Here is a 16,705-nt window from a genome sequence, read left to right on the forward strand (position 1 = left end):
CGAATGTGAAGATGGCTTCACGCTCGGCGGCCGAACGTGAAGGTGGCTTCACGCTCGGCGGGTCGGCGGCGGACCTCAGATCAGGAAGGGGACCAGCGCCTTGCGGTCGGTCGGGTAGTCGACGAACTTCTCCTGATACCACTTGTGGGTGCCCAGGGCGCGGGGGATCAGATTGCCCGCGGTGATCAGCAGGATGGCGACGCCGGGCAGCGCCCAGGTCAGGATCGCGAAGCCGGCCCACGCCGTCATCTCGCCCAGGTAGGCCGGGCTGGTGACGAAGCGGAAGCCGCCGCCGAACGGAATCCGGTACTCCGCGCCGCCGGGATTGTTCTTGTCGCGCAGGTTGCGCACGATCGACTCGGAGTTGACCAGCAGGGCGAATCCACACAGGTAGACCACCAGCCCGATCAGGAACCGCGGGTCGGTCAGCCAGCCGGTGCCGTACTGGCCGAAATAGTCGTGGCTGAACAGCGCACCGTTGAGGTAGCCGTGCATGGACGTGACGAGCATGCCCATCACCACCACCGAGATGTTGAAGGTGCTGCGCTTGCCGGGCACCTGGCGGATGGCCAGCGGGAAGAACCAGCCGCGGTTGGCGTAGTGCAGCGCCCAGATGCCGGCCAGCACCAGCGACGTCGGCTCGAAGCGGTGCGGCCCGCTCAGGTAGGCGACCAGAAACACCACGGTCGCCGGGATCTCCATCAACCACCAGCCGAACTTGGGGTTCAGGTTCAAGCCGAGCTTGGTCGTCGAGAACCGCCCGTAGGAACTCTGGCCGAAGAAGCCGCCGATGATCACGAACGCCGCGAAGGCGAACGCTGCGGTCAGGACGGTGTCGTAGACGGTGTTGCCGGTGTACCAGTGCATGCTCAGTGTCCTATCACGGTGGTGGTGATCGAACGCGAAAGCCCCCATTTCGTGGCGAAATTGGGGGCTTGCACGTCGAGTCGCGGACGAAGGTCAGCGGGCGAACATCAGCGCCCGCTTGACCTCCTGGATCGCCTTGGTGATCTCGATGCCACGGGGGCAGGCATCCGTGCAGTTGAACGTGGTACGGCAGCGCCACACCCCGTCGACCTCGTTGAGGATGTCCAGGCGCTCGGCGGCGGCCTCGTCGCGGCTGTCGAAGATGAACCGGTGGGCGTTGACGATCGCGGCCGGCCCGAAGTAGGCGCCCTCGCTCCAGTACACCGGGCAACTCGTGGTGCAGATGGCGCACAGGATGCACTTGGTGGTGTCGTCGTAGCGCGCACGGTCGGTCTGGCTCTGGATGTGCTCGCGGGTGGGGTGGTTGCCGGAGGTGATCAGGTACGGCTTGACCGCCTTGTAGGCATCCATGAACGGTTCCATGTTGACCACGAGGTCTTTTTCCACCGGAAGCCCGCGCAGCGGCTCGATGGTCAGCGTCAGCTCCTTGCCCGGCTTTTTGGGCAGGATGTCGCGCATCAGCAGCTTGCAGGCCAACTTGTTATTGCCGTTGACCCGCACGCCGTCGGAGCCGCACACCCCGTGGGCGCAGGACCGGCGGAAGGTCAGCGTGCCGTCCAGGTAGCTCTTCACGTAGATCAGCAGGTTGAGCAGCCGGTCGGTGGGCAGTGCCGGAACCCGGAAGCTCTGCCAGCCACCGGTGGCGGCGTAGGCGTCGGGGTTCTCCGGGTTGAACCGGGCGATCTTGAGCGTGACCATCTGCGCGCCCTCGGGGATCGCGGGCAGCGGCGGGTCACCGGCCGGGACAGTGTCGACCAGCGCCGCCGGTGCCGCGCTCGACGGTCCCGGCGAGCAGCACCCGCCCTCGGACGAGCAGCAACCGGAGTCAGCTGAGGAGGACATCAGTACTTCCGTTCCTTCGGTTCGTAGCGGGTCTGCACCACCGGTTTGTAGTCCAGCCGGATGTCGGCGATCAGGTCGGAGCCCTGCTTGTAGGCCATGGTGTGGCGCATGTAGTTGACGTCGTCCCGGTTGGGGTAGTCCTCGCGAGCGTGTCCGCCGCGCGATTCCTGGCGGTTCAACGCACCCAACACAGTGACCTCGGCCAGCTCCAGCAGGAAGCCCAGCTCGATGGCCTCGAGCAGGTCGGAGTTGAAGCGCTTGCCCTTGTCGTGCACGGTGATCCGGGCGTACCGCTCCTTGAGCGCGTGGATGTCGCTCAGCGCCTGCTTGAGGGTCTTTTCGGTGCGGAACACCGCGGCGTTGTTGTCCATCGACTGCTGCAGTGCGCCACGGATGTCGGCGACCCGCTCGTTGCCGTGCTCGGAGAGGATGTCGGACACCCAGCCGGTCACCATGTCTGCGGGGTTCTCCGGCAGGTCGACGAAGTCGTGCGCGTTGGCGTATTCGGCGGCGGCGATACCCGCGCGGCGGCCGAAGACGTTGATGTCCAGCAGCGAGTTGGTGCCGAGCCGGTTGGCGCCGTGCACCGAAACGCAGGCGCATTCGCCGGCGGCGTAGAGGCCCGGCACGGTGTTGGTGTTGTCGCGCAGCACCTGGCCGGTGTTCGTGGTCGGGATGCCGCCCATCACGTAGTGGCAGGTCGGGTAGACCGGCACCAGTTCCTTGACCGGGTCCACGCCCAGGTAGGTGCGGGCGAACTCGGTGATGTCGGGCAGCTTCTCCTCGAGCACCTCTTCGCCGAGGTGACGCACGTCGATGTAGACGTAGTCCTTGTTCGGTCCGGCGCCGCGGCCCTCGAGCACCTCGAGCACCATCGAGCGGGCCACGATGTCGCGCGGGGCCAGGTCGACGATCGTCGGTGCGTAGCGCTCCATGAACCGCTCACCGTCGGCGTTGAGCAACCGGCCGCCTTCGCCGCGGACGGCCTCGGAGATCAGGATGCCCAGGCCGGCCAGGCCGGTCGGGTGGAACTGGTGGAACTCCATGTCTTCGAGCGGGAGTCCCTTGCGGAACACGATGCCCAGGCCGTCGCCGGTCAGGGTGTGCGCGTTCGAGGTGGTCTTGTACATCCGGCCCGAGCCGCCGGTGGCGAACACGATCGCCTTGGCGTGGAAGACGTGGATGTCACCGGTCGCCAGCTCGTAGGCAACGATGCCGGTGGCCACCGGGCCCGACGGCGTCTCGGTGAGCACCAGGTCCAGGGCGTAGAACTCGTTGAAGAACTCGACGCCGTGCTTGACGCAGTTTTGGTACAGCGTCTGCAGGATCATGTGGCCGGTCCGGTCGGCGGCGTAACACGCGCGGCGCACCGGGGCCTTGCCGTGATCGCGGGTGTGCCCGCCGAACCGGCGCTGGTCGATACGGCCCTCCGGCGTCCGGGAGAACGGCATGCCCATGTTCTCCAGGTCCAGCACCGCGTCGATGGCCTCCTTGGCCATGATCTCCACGGCGTCCTGGTCGGCCAGGTAGTCGCCGCCCTTGACGGTGTCGAAGGCGTGCCACTCCCAGTTGTCGTCCTCGACGTTGGCCAGCGCCGCGCACATGCCGCCCTGGGCCGCGCCGGTGTGGCTGCGCGTGGGGTAGAGCTTGGTCAGGACCGCGGTGCGGGCCCGCGGGGCCGCCTCGACGGCCGCGCGCATCCCGGCGCCGCCGGCACCGACGATCACCACGTCGTATCGATGTTCTTGAATCACCGCGATATCACCCGTTCGCTACCGAATCTGCCGTCAAGAAATGTTCGCGTCGAAGCTCAGCAGCACGTAGCTGCCCAGTGCCAGCGTGAAGATGATCGACACCGCCAGCAGCGTCATCAGCCAGAACCGGCTGCGGGAGCTGCGGGTGTAGTCGCCGATGATCGTGCGCATGCCGTTGCCGCCGTGCAGTTGGGCCAGCCACAACAGGAGCAGGTCCCAGATCTGCCAGAACGGCGAGTGCCAGCGCTCCGCCACGTAGTTGAAGTCGATGCGGTACACGCCGTCCTGCCACATCAGCATCACGAACAGGTGCCCGAGCACCAGGAAGATCAAGACGGCACCGGAGAACCGCATGAACAGCCAGGTGTACTTCTCGAAGTTGGGCATCCCGCTGTGCCGCTGCGGCGCACGCGGGTCGCCGAGGCTGGCCGGGCGGTCGCGGTCCAGCCCGCGGACCGGGGCTATCGGGCCCCTGCTGCCTTGTACGTCAATTGTGCTCATAGGAACCGCTCCACCATGTGCATGCCGATGCGAACCACCACCGGAACCATCACCACCAGCCAGATGACGCCGACCGCCACCAGCATCTGGCGGTGCCAGCGGGTGCCCTGCCACCAGAAGTCGATCAGGATCAGCCGGACCCCGTTGAGACCGTGGAACAGCACCGCGGCCACCAGCCCCAGCTCCATCAGGCCGACGAGCGGGGTCTTGTAGGTCGCGATCACCTCGGTGTAGGCCTCCGGGCTCACCCGCACCAGGGCCGTGTCGAGCACGTGTACGAACAGGAAGAAGAAAATGGTCGCACCGGTGATCCGGTGCAGCGCGAACGCCCACATCCCCGGGTCACCCTTGTACAGACTCTGCCGCCGGAACCGCGTCCCATCCGTCCGGGTCCTCGGCGTCGCCGCATCCGCGGATGTCGCCGTCATCAGCGCCTCCAAATTTTCTGCAGCGGCCCGCTGCGCCCGGCCTATACCGTGCGTACGGTCGCTCCGCAACGCAATCGCTGTCAACAAACCTCGGCAAGGACTCTAAACCCATCAATAGGTCCGAAACGACCACGCAAAAGTTACTGACGAGTAGCCAGAGCCTGCGGCTACGCTGTTTTTTGATCGTTGCCGACGGACGGACGAGGTGATGTGGTGCGCTCGGATCGACAGGAGACCTGTTGAATGTCCCACCAAATCGACTGGGATATGTTGCGGCGCAACGCAATCAAGGTTTCATCTAACGCCTACGCGCCGTACTCGGGCCTGCGGGTCGGTGCAGCCGGACTGACCGATGACGGCCGGGTGGTCACCGGCTGCAATGTGGAGAATGTCTCATATGGGCTGGGCCTGTGTGCCGAGTGCGCGGTGGTCTGCGGGCTCTACGCGGCCGGTGGCGGGCGGCTGGTGGCGCTCTCCTGCAGCAATTCCGACGGGACCCTGCTGATGCCGTGCGGTCGCTGCCGCCAGGTGCTGCTGGAACACGGTGGTTCCGCACTGCTCATCGACCACCCGGCGGGGGCACGGTCGTTGGCCGAACTGCTGCCGGAGGCCTTCGGACCCGACGCGCTGCCATGAGCGTGCCGGCCTTCTTTGACGCCCCGACGCTGATCGCCACCAAGCGTGACGGCCACCGGCTGCCCGATGCCGGGATCGACTGGCTGATCGACGCCTACACCGCGGGCGTGGTCGCCGAAGAGCAGATGTCGGCGCTGCTGATGGCGATCTACCTGCGCGGGATGGATGCGGCCGAAACCGTCCGGTGGACCACGGCGATGATCGCCTCGGGGGAACGGATGGACTTCACCGACCTGAGCCGCGGCGGCAAGCCCCTCAAGACGGTGGACAAGCACTCCACCGGCGGGGTGGGCGACAAGATCACCCTGCCGCTGGTTGCCGTCGTTGCCGCCTGCGGAGCTGCGGTACCGAGCGCGTCGGGTCGTGGCTTGGGGCACACCGGTGGCACCTTGGACAAGCTGGAGGCGATACCGGGCTTCGATGTGGCGCTGTCCACCGCGCGGCTGCGTGAGCAACTGGCCGCCGTCGGCGCGGCGATCTTCGCTGCCGGCGCTCTGGCACCCGCCGACGCCAAGATCTACGCGTTGCGTGACGTCACCGCCACCGTGGAATCGCTGCCGCTGATCGCCAGCTCGGTGATGAGCAAAAAGCTCGCCGAGGGCACCGGAGCCCTGATCTTGGACGTCAAGGTCGGGTCGGGCGCGTTCATGCGGTCCGCTGAGCAGGCCCGGGAACTGGCCCAGATGATGGTCGGGCTGGGTGCGGCGCACGGTGTGCCGACCCGTGCCCTGCTCACCGACATGAGCGTGCCGCTGGGGTGCACGGTCGGCAACGCGATCGAGGTGGCCGAAGCCCTCGAGGTGCTGGCCGGCGGCGGCCCGGCCGATGTGGTGGCGCTGACGGTGCGGCTGGCCGAAGAGATGCTGGAGCTGGCCGGAATCGACGGTGTCGACCCGGCGCAGGCCCTGCGGGACGGCAGCGCGATGGACCGATTCGCCGCGATGGTCGCCGCCCAGGGCGGGGATCTGGACGCGCCACTGCCGGTGGGGGCGTGCAGCGAGACCGTGACTGCTGATCGGGGCGGCGTCATGGGGGCCATCGACGCGATGGCGGTGGCCCTGGCGGCGTGGCGGCTCGGCGCGGGCCGGTCCAGGCCGGGGGAGCGGGTGCAGCACGGGGCGGGGGTGCGGATTCACCGCCGGCCGGGCGACCCGGTGGCGGCCGGCGAAACCTTGTTCACGCTGTACACCGATACCCCCGAGCGGCTCGCCGCCGCGTTGGCTGAGCTCGACGGCGGCTACCGCATCGGCGACACACCGCCGCAGCCGCGTCCCCTGATCATCGAGGCGACGCCATGATGAAGTCATGAGCACACCGGTGAGCCTGGAGACCATCGGGCAGGTCCCCAAGGCGCTGCTGCACGATCACCTGGATGGCGGCCTGCGCCCGGCCACCGTCGTCGACATCGCCGGGCAGGTCGGCTACGACGGGCTTCCGGAGACCGACCCCGACGAGCTGGCGACCTGGTTCCGAACTCGCTCGCACAGCGGCTCGCTGGAGCGCTATCTCGAACCTTTCAGCCACACCGTGGCCGTGATGCAGACCCCCGAGGCGCTGCACCGCGTGGCCCGAGAATGCGTCGAGGATCTGGCCGCCGACGCCGTCGTCTATGCCGAGGTGCGGTTCGCCCCCGAACTGCACATCGAGGGCGGGCTGTCGTTCGACGAGGTGACCGATGCGGTGCTGGCCGGTTTCGCCGACGGCGAGCGCGACGCCGCGGCAGCGGGCCGGGAGATCACGGTGCGCTGCCTGGTGACCGCGATGCGCCACGCCGCGCTGTCCCGGGAGATCGCCGAGCTGGCCATCCGGTTCCGCGACAACGGTGTGGTCGGGTTCGATATCGCCGGCGCCGAGGCCGGCTATCCGCCGAGCCGGCACCTGGATGCGTTCGAGTACATGCGTGACCACAACGCCCGGTTCACCATCCACGCCGGCGAGGCGTTCGGGTTGCCCTCCATCCACGAGGCGATCGCATTCTGCGGTGCCGACCGGCTGGGGCACGGGGTGCGGATCACCGACGACATCACCGTCGACGACGACGGCAGCGTGCGGTTGGGGCGGCTGGCGGCGATCCTGCGCGACAAGCGGGTCCCCTTGGAGCTGTGCCCGAGCTCCAATGTGCAGACCGGCGCGGTCGACAGCATCGCCGAGCACCCGTTCGATCTGCTGGCCCGCGCCCGGCTGCGGGTGACGATCAACACCGACAACCGGCTGATGAGCGACACCACCATGAGCAGGGAGATGTGGGTGCTGGCCGAGACCTTCGGGTATGGCTGGGCCGATCTGCAGCGATTCACGGTGAACGCGATGAAGTCGGCGTTCATCCCGTTCGACCAGCGGGTGCAGATCATCGAAGAAGTGATCAAGCCGCAATATGCGGTACTGATCGACTGATTCACACCGGGAGCAAAACTGACGAAGGCCGGACAATCGCGGTGGCGATTGCCCGGCCTTCGATCCTCCGAATCAGTGCTCGGTGACGGTGGCCTCGGCGTCGCCCTGCTTCCAGGTGATGATGCCGTGCTCGAAGGTGGTCTGCTTGGACCCGTCAGCGTTGGTGGTCTCGTCGCTGGTCGGGTAGCCGAGCTTGCCCTGCGAACCGCCCAGCTCGTTCCACTTGTCGCGGATCTTGCCCCACACCACGTAGGACCGGGTGGTGTGAACGATCACGCCGCCGTCGAACTGCTGGTAGGTGCCGCCGTCAGGGTTCTTCTGCTCGGCGCCGGTGGGCTCGCCCAGATCCTGCTTGGCGGTCGCGTCCAGTGAGTCGAGTTTGGCCAGGATCGGTCCGGCGACGGTGTACTCCTTGCCGTCGGCCCCGGTGATCACGGTGGAGCTGGCGGCGCTCTCGTCCTCGGAGGGGGTGTTGACCGCGGACGAGATCACCGAGCTGGCCGAGGACGCAACCGAGCTGGCCGAGCTGAGGGCTTCGCTGGTCTTCTCCTTGGCGGTGCCATTGCAACCCGTGCCGATCAGCGCGACTCCCAAAACTGCTGCGGATACTGCTGCGGCCCGCTGTGTTGCCTTGCGCATGTGTAGTCCTTTCGAATTGGAAGGCCCCCGCAAACCGCACGGCTCGGCCCGAGTGTTATCGGGCCAGATGTTAGTCGTGAATATGACCACTCGGCAGTGAAATGAGGCAAATGATTGCCGCATTTCCAGTGAATTTCCGCAGTACCGCGCACGTCGCGGCGGGCGCAACCGGGCGGAAAATCGTTATTCGCGCCGCAGTCGCGACTGCACGAACTGTTCGAGCTGTTCCCATTCCTTGACGGCGGGCGCGTACGGGCGTTGCGGTTCGTTCACCGATTCCCGGTCGAGCACGTAGCTGACCATGCGGCCCAGCGGACGGTCCGGCTTGAGGGTGTCGGCGACCACGCCGTCCTCGGCGTAGGTGCCCACATCCTGCAGGAATTCGACCGCCAGATCGAGCTGCTCGCGGTCTACCGCGTCCGGCCCATCGGTGATGTCGTCGGACATCCCGGAGAGCACGTAGACATTGTCATCGGTGATGTCGATCGTCAGAGAACCGTCGGTGGCGGCGGTCCGGATGTCGTCGTAGGTGCTCAGATCCGACAGGTCGTGGTCGTGCTCGTCGGCCAGGTACCGGGCCAGAGCGCGCTCGGACCCGAACACGCTGATCCGGCCGTTGCGGCCCAGGAACACCGGCTGGTCCCCGAGATAGCAGCGCAGCGTGAAGAACGTCCCGTTGTCGGTGATGACCCGAATCGGGTCGATGCCCACCTTGGTCCAGAAGTTCGCGTCGCCGCCAAGCACCACCCGGTCGCCCGAGGCCCGCTCAGTCGCCGCGGCGGCCGATTCGTCGTCGCCGTCCTGCTCGTCGGTGTCTTCGATGTCCTCCGCCGGCTCCGGTTCGGCCGGGGCGTCTGCGGCCAGCTCATCGGCCGCCCGCGAGGCCGCGGCGGCGTCGACGTCGGGCGTGCTGATGATCTCTTCAACGGCGGCCAACACCGCGCCCCAGTTGCGGCCGATGATCTCGGCGATCGTCTCCCAGCGCTTGCGGCCGGCCCGACCGGCGAAGTTGTCGACGCCGCCGGCCAGCCACCCCAGGTTGGGGTTGCCGTTGAAGAACTTGGTCACCGCCGGAAGGTCGCACACCGATCCGATCGCCGAGACGATCTCCATCGCCTGGGCCAGCGACTGGACGGACTGCTTGGTCGGCTTCTCGGTCAGCAGTTCTTCGACCGCGATCAGGTCATACTGCCTGCCCCGGCCCGGGTCCAGCTTGTGGGCGTTGGCCTGGACAAGCTGCGGCCAGCTCGGGTGGTCGGCCAGGTCGTTGTTGGCGTTGACCCGTACGAATGCCACCAGGTCGGCCACGGTGGCGAACCCGTAGAGGTCTTCGTCCCTGCCCAGGAACGCCTGCCACTCGTCACCGGAGTCGCGCCAGCTCGGCGCCCACAGGGTGTAACGGTCACCATCGGTCACCGCGAGGCGGATCGGTACGAGGTCAGCTGCCATGGCGCACAGAATAACGATGCAGCCCGCGAGGCCTGAAGGCGGGATTGCGCCGGGATTGGCGGCGCGTCGGCTCGCATCGCGGATGAGAGAACCCTGAATTTTGCGGTGATCGGGTTGGCGGCTTCCGCCGGATGGCTAGCGTCGCTGCTGTTGGAAAACCGGGGCCGGGGGAGGTCGCCATGACGACTGGTCGGTTGCGCCCAGCGGGCGCCATGCTGCTGGCGGTGCTGTGCGCCGCGGTACTGGGCCTGACATCGGCGTTGTCCTCGGCGGTGGCTTACAGCGTGGACCAGCTGGCGATCCGGTTGCGGCTGCTGGCCGACCACGGCTGGATCATGAGCGGCACCGGTGTGCCCGATCCCAGCGTCGGCCCCTACCTGGGTCAGATCCTCGCCGGTTACCTGCAGCCGTCGTCGCCGCTTTTCCCCGGCCAGCCGACGTTTCCCGGCTACACCTTCGGAGGCCTGACCACACCGGAGCAGTTCTGCCCGTTCGTGTGCATCCCCGGACAGCCGGCGCTCAACTTCGGACAGTCCCTGAACGCCGGTGTGGGCTTGCTGAATCAGGGGATCCTGCCGCAGTTGCTGGCCGGCGACAACGTGGCGGTGTTCGGCTACTCGCAGAGCGCCGCCATCGCGACCATCGAGATGAACAATCTGATCGCCAACGCCGGGACCGCCGGTTACCCGACCCTGGATCAGCTGGGCAACATGCACGTCGTGCTGATCGGTGACCCGAACAATCCGATCGGTGGGATCCTCGACCGCTTCCAATTCCCCGACGACCAACACCTGCCGTTCGTCAACATTCCGCTCAGCCTGGACGCCACCCCGACCGACCACATCGCCTCGGACATCTACACCGGTGAGTACGACGGCTGGGCCAACTTCCCGCAGGACCCGACCAACATCCTGGCCGTCATCAACGCGCTCATCGGCATCCTCACCGTGCACCCGTACTACCCGGACTACACCGCAGAGCAGTTGGCCAGCGCCATCAACGTCGGCACGATCGGCGACGCGAACTTCTACATGATTCCGCAGAACCTGCCGATCCTGCAGTTCATGTTCAACGGGGGGACTGCTGGGCAGTTCTTCGGCGACTTCTTCTCACCGTGGGCCAGGCTGGTCATCGACTGGGGCTACGGCAATGCCGGCGACCCGGCCGTCAACGGGCTTTACCAGATCCCGGCCGGTGACTTCATCAGCGGCAGCGCCTACCAGCAGGCGTTCGGGGTGGCCGGCGGGCCGTGGGCGATGACACCGACCGGTGAGCTGTACGACGGCTCCAGCGTGATGGGCCTGTTCGAGCGGATGGACCCGCTGCAGATGCTGGCCGGTGCCCAGAATGCACTGATCCAGAGCCTCGTCGGCCCGTGGGCCGACGTCGCGGCTGCCGCCAACGGCGGTGCCCTCAGCGCCACGGACATCAGCACCATCACCGGGATCACCGACTTCCTGCAGACCATCACCGGCTACGACCTGATCAACTCCATCGACCAGTTCCTGATCAACGGGTGGAGCGACCTGGCCGCGGCGTTGGACCTGAGCGACGTGCTGGGCCCCGACGCCCTGCTGAGCGGGCCCGGGCTGCCCGGCGACGGGCTGCTGGATCTGATCGGTCTTGGCTTCAGCCTCTTTAACTTCTTCGGCGCGTAGACCGACCCGCCTGGAGCAAAAGCCAGGTCGATTGTCATCGATTTGACAACACGCGTTTTCTCAATGAAGGTCAACGCTGAAATCCACCTAATAGATTAATGTGATCTTGTCAGGTGGGGGTAATTGATCGCCGAGGACATATTCGATCCGGCCCGGGAGGTCTGCGATGACGATTAAGCGAGTGCATCCTTTTGGGGCGGCGTTGTTGGCCGCACTGTGCGCCGTTCTCCTGGGCGTGTCATCGCTGCTGAGTCCGGCGCTGGCGTCCCGGATCGAGAAGATGCTCGCCGACGTCACGCTGCTGGCCGGTCAGGCCTGGATCATGAGCGGCACCGGCCAGGCCGACCCGGCGGTCGGCATCTACGTGGACCTGGTGCGCGACTTCTACCTGCAGCCCGTCACACCGTGGTTCACCGGGCAGACGACCTACTCGGGTTACGCGCTGAACGGCCTGGTCACCCCCGAGCAGTTCTGCCCGATCGTCTGCCAGCCGCTGCCGGTCCCGCAGCTGAACTTCGGGGACTCGCTGGCGGAGGGCGTCGCCAATCTGGAGGGTGCGATCCGCCCGCAGCTGGAGGCCGGTGAGGAAGTCACGGTGTTCGGCTACTCGCAGAGCTCCGTCATCGCCACCCTGGCGATGCACAGCCTGCTCGCCAACGCGCCGGGTGGCGACTACGACCCGGACAACCTGCACTTCGTGCTGATCGGTGCCCCCAACAGCCCGATCGGCGGCATGCTGTCCCGGTTGCACTTCGCCGATGGCTTCGACGGCAACATGCAGCACATCCCGTTCCTGAACATCCCGGTGGGCATCGACTCGACCCCGACCGTGCCGTTCGCGACCGACGTCTACAGCACCGAATACGACGGCTGGGCGGTGTTCCCGCAGGACCCCACCAACCTGCTGGCGGTGATCAACGCGATCATGGGGATCGGGGCGGTGCACAACGCCTACTTCACCGACAACCTCGCCAACGCCATCGACCTGGGCTCGATCGGCAACACCAACTACTTCATGCTGCCCGAGCAGCTGCCGATCCTCGGCCCGCTCTACGGGCTCGGCGACATCGGCAAATTCGCCGCCGACGCGCTGGCGCCCCTCCTGAAGACCTTCATCGACTGGTCCTACGGCAACCCCGGAGCCCCGGATGCCGGAATCACGGTGAACGGCGTCGACCCGATCGGCGCGGCCGGCGCTTGGGCGGTCACCGCGACCGGACAGCTGTCGGAGGACACCGGCGCCGCCGGGTTCCTGCTGCGGATGGACCCGCTGCAGATGCTGGCCGGCCTGCAATACGCCGGCGTGCAGAGCCTGACCAACACCATCAACAACCTGCTGGACTTCGCCGGGCAGGGCCCGCTGTCGGACTCGTTCGTCGACACGCTGCTGTCGGGCTACAACCTGACGCTCGGCCTGGACCAGGCCCTGCTCACCGGATGGCAAGACCTGGCCACCCAGTGGAACCTGCTCGACGTGCTGGGCCCGGACGCCATCTTCAACGGTGCCCCGCTGATCTCCGCTCAGCCGCTGCTGGACCTGGTCGGGGTGGGCTTCAGCTTGATCAACCTGCTCGACGCCTAGATCGATGCAGCACCGGCGATCGCTGGGGGCAGCACTGCTCGTGGCGGCGTCGGTGCTCTCGGTGACCTGCGGGCCAGGGGCTCCGGGACCCCGGGCGGCAGATCGGTCCGACGTGGCGCTGCTGGGCAACGAAGGCTGGATCATGGGGCCGACCAGCATTCCCGATCCCACGGTCGGCGGCTACATGGACGCAGTGTTGGACCTGTTCCTGCAGCCGGCCACGCCGTGGTTTCCGGGACAGCCGACGTTTCCCGGCTACGATTTCGCCGGTCTGGTCACCCCTAACCAGTTCTGCCCGCTGGTGTGCTTGCCCCCACCGAACCCCTATCTGACCTTCGCCCAATCGATAGCCCGCGGTACCGAGATCCTGCAGGCCGCGGTGGTACCGCAACTGGAGAATGGCGACGACGTCACGGTGTTCGGCTACTCGCAGAGCGCCACTGTCTCCACCCAGTTGATGATCGATCTGCTCGCCAACGCACCGGGCGGCGACTACGACCCGGACAACCTGAACTTCGTGCTGATCGGCAATCCCAGCAACCCGCTCGGCGGCGTGTTGACCCGCTTCCCCGCCTATCCGGTGTTGAGCGATCAGCCGATCACCCTGCCGTTCTTGGGCATCCCGTTGAGCATCGGGCCGACGCCGACCAGCGGCTTCGACACCGACATCTACACCGGCGAGTACGACGGCTTGGCCAACTTCCCGCAGGATCCCGCCAACCTGCTGGCCATGATCAATGCGCTGATCGGTACGGCGACCGTGCATTTCTCCTACGTCGACTTCGACAACCTGGCCGAGACCATCGATCTCGGCAGGATCGGGGACACCGACTTTTATCTGATTCCCCAGCAGTTGCCGATCCTGTGGCCGATCTACCAGCTCGGTGACGTCGGCAAGCTCATCGGGGATGCGCTGGCGCCGATGCTGAAACTGGTCATCGACTGGGGCTACGGCAACCCGGGTGACCCCTTCGTCGGGATCAACGGCACCGATGCCGTCGGGCCCTGGGCCGTTACCGCCGGCGGTCAGCTGGCCGACGGCTCTGATGTGGCCGGTTTCGTATTGCGAATGGACCCGCTGCAGATGCTGGCCGGCCTGCAGTACGCCGCGGTGCACAGCTTCGTGGATCCGGTCAATGACCTGTTGGGTTTCGCCGGGCTGTCCCCGCTGTCGGATTCGTTCGTCGACGTGCTGCTGACCGGCTATCACCTCACCAACGCCGTGGACGCCCATCTCCTGGACGCCTGGAACGAGCTGGCGGTGACGCTGAACGTCGCCGACTGGCTGGGCCCCGACGCGGTGTTCAACGGCGAGCCGTTGATCTCGCTGGCGCCGATGCTGGAGATGGGCGCGGTGGTCTTCGAGATCCTCAACTTCCTCGGCGCATGACCCGTAGGGTCCCAGGCGTGGATGTGTGCGTCGTCGACCACCCGTTGGCCGCGGCGCGGTTGACCGCGCTGCGCGACGTGCGCAGCGACAACGCAGCGTTCCGGTCGGCGCTGCGCGAGCTGACCTGGATGCTGGTCTATGAAGCCACCCGTGACGCGCCCCGCGAGCACATCTCCGTGCGCACCCCGCTGACCGACACCGGCGGGGCACGGCTGGCGCGGCCACCGCTGCTGGTGCCGGTGCTGCGCGCCGGACTGGGCATGGTGGACGCGGCGCACGCCCTGATCCCCGAAGCCGACGTCGGGTTCGTCGGCGTGGCGCGCGACGAGGCCACCCACCAACCGGTGCCCTATCTGGCATCGCTGCCGACGGACCTGAGCACCACACCGGTCATGGTCCTCGACCCGATGCTGGCCACCGGCGGCTCGCTGGTGCACACCCTGGGACTGCTGATCGACCGCGGCGCAACCGACATCACCGTGCTGTGCGTGGTGGCGGCACCGGAAGGCGTTGCGGCGCTGGCGCAAGCGGCTCCGGGGGTGCGGCTGTTCACCGCCACCGTTGACGACGGACTGAACGAGGACGCCTTTATTGTTCCGGGCCTCGGCGATGCCGGCGACCGTCAGTTCGGGCCGCGCTGAGATCCCCACCGTCACACCCGTAACCGGCGGGCAATCATCACGCCCTGTCGAGCTGGTGGCAGCCGAGTCGGGTGCGGCGGCTGGTAACGAATGGGGCGAATGGGTGCTACCAGGAACGGACCGCGTCGGCGAGGGCCCCACACACCCGCTGCGCCTCGGCGCGGTCCCCGGCAAGGTCATCCGACGGCGGCCGAGCTACCTCGAGATAGCACTTGAGCTTCGGCTCGGTCCCTGACGGTCGCACCACCACCCGCACCGAGCTACCGTCGCGCTCGCCGGTGAACTCCAGCGCGTCGGTCACCGGTCCGCTGCGGTGCAGCAGATCGTTTGCGGTGACGGCGAATCCGGCCAGCGCACCCGGTGGATCTGTACGTAGCCGGGCCATCACCGCGGCTGCCTCGGCGGGGCTGGGGACTCGGCGCGACACCGCGTCGGTGACGTGCATTCCGTGCCGACGGGCCAGCACGTCGAGGGCTTCGGGAATCGAGCTGCCCCGATCCCGCAGCGCCGCGACCAGATCGCAGACCAGCACCGCGGCGCTGATGCCGTCTTTGTCGCGCACCGCTTCCGGGTCGACGCAGTAGCCGATCGCCTCCTCGTAGGCGTAAGCCAAGGTGGCGCCCGGCAGACCGTTATCGGCGCGTGCCAGCCACTTGAATCCGGTCAGCGTCTCCACATGGCGGGCGCCGTAGCACTGCGCGATCCGCACCAGCATCCGCGACGACACCACGCTGCTGGCCACCACAGTGCCGGCCGCCCGGCCCGCCGGCAGCCGTGACAACAGGTAATCGCCCAACAGCCAACCGGTTTCGTTGCCGGTCAGCATCCGCCAGCCGTGCGGGCCGCAGATGCCGACCGCGCACCGGTCGGCGTCGGGGTCCAACGCGATCGCGACGTCGGCGTCGACCTTGGCGGCCAGCTTCAGCAGCGCGTCGGTGGCCCCCGGCTCTTCCGGGTTGGGGAACGCCACCGTGGGAAAATCCGGATCCGGATCGAACTGGGCTGCCACCGTGTGGATATCGGCAATCCCCGCGGCGCGTAGGACCTCGACCGCCACCTTGCCGCCCACGCCGTGCAGCGGCGTCAGCGCCACCCGAACCCGACCGCCGTGTCGTCGTACCATGGCGGCCCGCCCGATGTAGCGCGTGAGCAGCTCGTCTCCGGCCGGCGTAACGGGGCGGCGGGCAATTGCGTCGGCCGGAGGGGCGTCGGCCATCGCCGCCTCGATCTCGGTGTCGGTCGGCGAAACGATCTGCACGCCGCCGTCGAAGTACACCTTGTAGCCGTTGTCTGCGGCCGGGTTGTGTGAGGCGGTGATCTGGACGCCGGCCGCGGCGCCGGTGTGGCGCACCGCGAACGCCACCACCGGCGTCGGACACGGCTGGGGGAGAACCAATACCGAGAATCCGGCCGCAGCAAGCACTTCGGCTGTCGCGGTCGCGAACTCCGCCGAGCCGTGACGTGCGTCGCCGCCGACTACCACCGTCGAGCCGCTGCGCCGATGCGCGGACAACACCCGGGCCACCGCCCAGCTGGCCCGCAGCACTACAGCCAGATTCATCGCGTCCGGTCCGCCGCGCACCGGCCCGCGCAGCCCGGCGGTGCCGAACCGCAACGGTGCGGCGAACCGGGCGGCCAGCTCGCCCGGGCTGCAGGCGCGGAGCTCCGCGGCGGTCACCGGGTCGGGGTCGTGGGCGATCCACTCCTGGGGGGTCACCCGTTGATTGTGGCAAGCGGTAACTCGACATGTGTCAACTACTTGCTACGATGCCCGGGGTTTGTGCCCAACGTGACAATGGAGTG

Annotated in this window: 15 protein-coding genes; 7 read left to right on the forward strand and 8 right to left on the reverse strand. The window is 67.3% G+C overall.

What is annotated here, in order from left to right; genetic code table 11:
• Positions 1–75: 75 nt before the first annotated feature.
• From ACJH71_RS10715 to sdhC, 5 genes are all read right to left on the reverse strand, one after another.
• Complete coding sequence (locus ACJH71_RS10715; protein ID WP_406758000.1) at positions 76–867, reverse strand: 3-oxo-5-alpha-steroid 4-dehydrogenase; 792 nt, start codon at positions 865–867, stop codon at positions 76–78.
• A 93-nt stretch (positions 868–960) separates the two neighbouring features.
• Positions 961–1,830 carry a succinate dehydrogenase iron-sulfur subunit gene (locus tag ACJH71_RS10720; protein ID WP_406758001.1) on the reverse strand — a complete coding sequence of 290 codons (870 nt, stop codon included), beginning with the start codon at positions 1,828–1,830 and terminating at the stop codon, positions 961–963.
• Entirely contained in the window at positions 1,830–3,584 is a 1,755-nt protein-coding gene (gene sdhA / locus ACJH71_RS10725) for a succinate dehydrogenase flavoprotein subunit (RefSeq protein ID WP_406758002.1), read from the reverse strand. Before sdhA ends, ACJH71_RS10720 begins: the two co-directional genes overlap by 1 nt.
• Before the next feature lie 33 nt (positions 3,585–3,617).
• Positions 3,618–4,085 carry a succinate dehydrogenase hydrophobic membrane anchor subunit gene (locus tag ACJH71_RS10730; protein WP_406758003.1) on the reverse strand — a complete coding sequence of 156 codons (468 nt, stop codon included), beginning with the start codon at positions 4,083–4,085 and terminating at the stop codon, positions 3,618–3,620.
• Positions 4,082–4,516, reverse strand: a complete 435-nt coding sequence (sdhC, locus tag ACJH71_RS10735) for a succinate dehydrogenase, cytochrome b556 subunit (RefSeq protein WP_406758188.1) — start codon at positions 4,514–4,516, stop codon at positions 4,082–4,084. Before sdhC ends, ACJH71_RS10730 begins: the two co-directional genes overlap by 4 nt.
• A gap of 240 nt (positions 4,517–4,756) precedes the next feature.
• On the opposite strand from sdhC, the gene ACJH71_RS10740 reads away from it, so the two are divergent.
• Genes ACJH71_RS10740 through ACJH71_RS10750 form a run of 3 tightly spaced genes read left to right on the forward strand, consistent with a single transcriptional unit; the run spans position 4,757 to position 7,543 of the window.
• Positions 4,757–5,149, forward strand: a complete 393-nt coding sequence (locus tag ACJH71_RS10740) for a cytidine deaminase (protein WP_406758004.1) — start codon at positions 4,757–4,759, stop codon at positions 5,147–5,149.
• Positions 5,146–6,447 (forward strand): thymidine phosphorylase, encoded by a 1,302-nt coding sequence (locus ACJH71_RS10745; RefSeq protein ID WP_406758005.1) that lies wholly within the window; start codon positions 5,146–5,148, stop codon positions 6,445–6,447. Before ACJH71_RS10740 ends, ACJH71_RS10745 begins: the two co-directional genes overlap by 4 nt.
• A 7-nt stretch (positions 6,448–6,454) precedes the next feature.
• Complete coding sequence (locus tag ACJH71_RS10750) at positions 6,455–7,543, forward strand: adenosine deaminase (RefSeq protein ID WP_406758006.1); 1,089 nt, start codon at positions 6,455–6,457, stop codon at positions 7,541–7,543.
• A 72-nt stretch (positions 7,544–7,615) separates the two neighbouring features.
• Here the strand turns inward: ACJH71_RS10750 and ACJH71_RS10755 are convergent, their stop codons facing one another.
• Both ACJH71_RS10755 and ACJH71_RS10760 read right to left on the reverse strand, forming a co-directional pair.
• The gene (locus ACJH71_RS10755; RefSeq protein ID WP_406758007.1) at positions 7,616–8,182 is read right to left on the reverse strand and encodes an LGFP repeat-containing protein; all 567 of its coding nucleotides are present in this window, start codon (positions 8,180–8,182) and stop codon (positions 7,616–7,618) included.
• 183 nt (positions 8,183–8,365) lie between these two features.
• Positions 8,366–9,631 carry a primosomal protein gene (locus ACJH71_RS10760; RefSeq protein WP_406758008.1) on the reverse strand — a complete coding sequence of 422 codons (1,266 nt, stop codon included), beginning with the start codon at positions 9,629–9,631 and terminating at the stop codon, positions 8,366–8,368.
• A gap of 179 nt (positions 9,632–9,810) precedes the next feature.
• Here ACJH71_RS10760 and ACJH71_RS10765 point away from each other — a divergent pair, with 179 nt between their 5' ends.
• The 4 genes from ACJH71_RS10765 (at position 9,811) to upp (ending at position 14,902) form a co-directional block, all read left to right on the forward strand.
• The gene (locus tag ACJH71_RS10765; protein ID WP_406758009.1) at positions 9,811–11,289 is read left to right on the forward strand and encodes a PE-PPE domain-containing protein; all 1,479 of its coding nucleotides are present in this window, start codon (positions 9,811–9,813) and stop codon (positions 11,287–11,289) included.
• Between the two features lie 166 nt (positions 11,290–11,455).
• Positions 11,456–12,871 (forward strand): PE-PPE domain-containing protein, encoded by a 1,416-nt coding sequence (locus tag ACJH71_RS10770; protein WP_406758010.1) that lies wholly within the window; start codon positions 11,456–11,458, stop codon positions 12,869–12,871.
• Between the two features lie 4 nt (positions 12,872–12,875).
• Entirely contained in the window at positions 12,876–14,261 is a 1,386-nt protein-coding gene (locus ACJH71_RS10775; RefSeq protein ID WP_406758011.1) for a PE-PPE domain-containing protein, read from the forward strand.
• A 17-nt stretch (positions 14,262–14,278) separates the two neighbouring features.
• Positions 14,279–14,902 carry a uracil phosphoribosyltransferase gene (gene upp, locus ACJH71_RS10780; protein ID WP_406758012.1) on the forward strand — a complete coding sequence of 208 codons (624 nt, stop codon included), beginning with the start codon at positions 14,279–14,281 and terminating at the stop codon, positions 14,900–14,902.
• A 106-nt stretch (positions 14,903–15,008) separates the two neighbouring features.
• Here upp and ACJH71_RS10785 read toward each other — a convergent pair whose 3' ends face one another.
• Positions 15,009–16,619 carry a phospho-sugar mutase gene (locus tag ACJH71_RS10785; RefSeq protein WP_406758013.1) on the reverse strand — a complete coding sequence of 537 codons (1,611 nt, stop codon included), beginning with the start codon at positions 16,617–16,619 and terminating at the stop codon, positions 15,009–15,011.
• Positions 16,620–16,705 lie beyond the last annotated feature (86 nt).

The sequence above is a fragment of the Mycobacterium sp. SMC-15 genome, from assembly GCF_045310925.1.
Taxonomy (GTDB): Bacteria; Actinomycetota; Actinomycetes; order Mycobacteriales; family Mycobacteriaceae; genus Mycobacterium.

Excerpts from the sequence above, each read along its gene's own strand:
- ACJH71_RS10750 (WP_406758006.1), top strand. The coding sequence starts at position 6,455 with ATGAGCACACCGGTGAGCCTGGAGACCATCGGGCAGGTCCCCAAGGCG.
- ACJH71_RS10740 (WP_406758004.1), top strand. The coding sequence starts at position 4,757 with ATGTCCCACCAAATCGACTGGGATATGTTGCGGCGCAACGCAATCAAG.
- ACJH71_RS10770 (WP_406758010.1), top strand. The coding sequence starts at position 11,456 with ATGACGATTAAGCGAGTGCATCCTTTTGGGGCGGCGTTGTTGGCCGCA.
- ACJH71_RS10775 (WP_406758011.1), top strand. The coding sequence starts at position 12,876 with ATGCAGCACCGGCGATCGCTGGGGGCAGCACTGCTCGTGGCGGCGTCG.
- ACJH71_RS10715 (WP_406758000.1), bottom strand. The coding sequence starts at position 867 with ATGCACTGGTACACCGGCAACACCGTCTACGACACCGTCCTGACCGCA.
- ACJH71_RS10755 (WP_406758007.1), bottom strand. The coding sequence starts at position 8,182 with ATGCGCAAGGCAACACAGCGGGCCGCAGCAGTATCCGCAGCAGTTTTG.
- ACJH71_RS10760 (WP_406758008.1), bottom strand. The coding sequence starts at position 9,631 with ATGGCAGCTGACCTCGTACCGATCCGCCTCGCGGTGACCGATGGTGAC.
- ACJH71_RS10765 (WP_406758009.1), top strand. The coding sequence starts at position 9,811 with ATGACGACTGGTCGGTTGCGCCCAGCGGGCGCCATGCTGCTGGCGGTG.
- ACJH71_RS10730 (WP_406758003.1), bottom strand. The coding sequence starts at position 4,085 with ATGAGCACAATTGACGTACAAGGCAGCAGGGGCCCGATAGCCCCGGTC.
- ACJH71_RS10720 (WP_406758001.1), bottom strand. The coding sequence starts at position 1,830 with ATGTCCTCCTCAGCTGACTCCGGTTGCTGCTCGTCCGAGGGCGGGTGC.
- ACJH71_RS10745 (WP_406758005.1), top strand. The coding sequence starts at position 5,146 with ATGAGCGTGCCGGCCTTCTTTGACGCCCCGACGCTGATCGCCACCAAG.